The organism is Streptomyces sp. NPDC059455 (assembly GCF_042750115.1).
Taxonomy (GTDB): domain Bacteria; phylum Actinomycetota; class Actinomycetes; order Streptomycetales; family Streptomycetaceae; genus Streptomyces; species Streptomyces endocoffeicus.
Genome location: NZ_JBHYVB010000480.1, coordinates 1 through 1,684 on the forward strand (window position 1 = coordinate 1; position 1,684 = coordinate 1,684).

Here is a 1,684-nt window from a genome sequence, read left to right on the forward strand (position 1 = left end):
TCGGAGCGGGGCACACTAGCCCGGGGGGCGGGGGGGCCCGGGCCCCCCCCCGCATTGGGGGGGTTGCGCGGCCGGTACCCCGGGGGCGTGAAGACGCCGGAGGAGCTGTGGCGGCTCGTCGCCGAGGGCGGCGACGCCATCACCGAGTTCCCTCCTGACCGAGGCTGGGACGTCGATGGTTTCTTCGACCCCGACTCGGAGCGATCCGGCACCTTCTCCGTCCGTGAGGGCGGATTTCTGGAGACCCCCGGCGACTTCGACCCCGGCTTCTTCTCCATGAGCCCGCGGGAGGCGCTCGCCACCGACCCCCAGCAGCGGCTGCTGCTGGAAACCGCCTGGGAGGCGTTCGAGCGCGCCGGAATCGACCCGGCGTCGGTGCGGGGCAGCCAGGCCGGTGTGTTCGTCGGCGCCTCGCCCTCCGGCTACGGCGCCGGAGTGAGCGAGATGCCCGCGGATGTGGAGGGGCTGATGCTCGCGGGCAACGCCACCTCCGTGGTGTCCGGGCGGGTGGCTTACACCCTGGGCCTGGAGGGGCCCGCCGTGACGGTGGACACCGCGTGCTCGTCGTCGCTGGTGGCCCTGCACTGGGCCTGCCAGGCGCTCCGTCAGGAGGAGTGCTCACTGGCCCTGGCGGGCGGTGTCGCCGTCATGTTCACCCCCAGCATGTTCGTCGAGTTCAGCCGGCAGGGCGGGCTCGCTCCCGACGGGCGGTGCAAGGCGTTCGGCGCGGGCGCCGACGGGACCGGCTGGGCCGAGGGCGTGGGCCTGCTCCTCCTGGAGCGGCTTTCGGACGCCCGGCGCAACGGCCACCCGGTGCTGGCCGTCATCCGGGGCTCGGCGATCAACCAGGACGGCGCGTCCAACGGTCTGACCGCGCCCAACGGCCCCTCGCAGCGGCGGGTGATCCGCCAGGCGCTGAAGAACGCCGGCCTGACGCCCGCTGATGTGGACGCGGTGGAGGCCCATGGCACGGGCACCTCGCTGGGCGACCCCATCGAGGCGCAGGCGCTGATGGCCACCTACGGCAAGGAGCGGCCGGAGAACAAGCCGCTGTGGCTGGGCTCGCTGAAGTCCAACATCGGCCACTCCCAGGCCGCCGCCGGTGTCGGCGGAGTCATCAAGATGGTGATGGCCATCCGGAACGGCGTCCTGCCCAAGACGCTCCACGCGGACGAGCCGTCCAGCCAGGTGGACTGGTCCGAGGGCGACATCCGGCTGCTGAACGAGTCGACCCCCTGGCCCGGGTCGGAGCAGCTCCGGCGGGCGGGTGTGTCCTCGTTCGGCATCAGCGGAACGAACGCGCACGCGATCCTGGAGCAGGCTCCGGAGGCCGAGGCGGCGGAGGCCGTCGAGGCCGAGGTCGCCGACGGACCGGTGGCCTGGGTGGTGTCCGGCCGCAGCGCGGCCGGGCTGCGGGCTCAGGCGGGCAGGCTGCGGGAGTTCGTGGCGGCCCGTCCGGAGCTGGGCGCCGCCGATGTGGCGTTCTCTCTGGTGGGGACGCGGTCGGTGTTCGAGCACCGTGGGGTGGTGACGGGGGCTGATCGCGAGGAGCTCCTGGAGCGGCTGGGCGCGTTGGCCGGGGATGAGGTCGTCTCGGGTGTGACGCGTGGTGTGGCGGATGTGCGGGGTCGTTCGGTGTTTGTGTTCCCCGGTCAGGGGGCGCAGTGGGCCGGTATGGCGGTGG

Annotated in this window: 1 protein-coding gene; it reads left to right on the plus strand. The window is 73.3% G+C overall.

Features of this window, described 5'->3' with window-relative positions:
* Positions 1 to 54 precede the first annotated feature (54 nt).
* A partial coding sequence (locus tag ACFXB5_RS53690) for a type I polyketide synthase (RefSeq protein WP_385223370.1) occupies positions 55 to 1,684 on the plus strand: 1,630 nt, incomplete at its 3' end.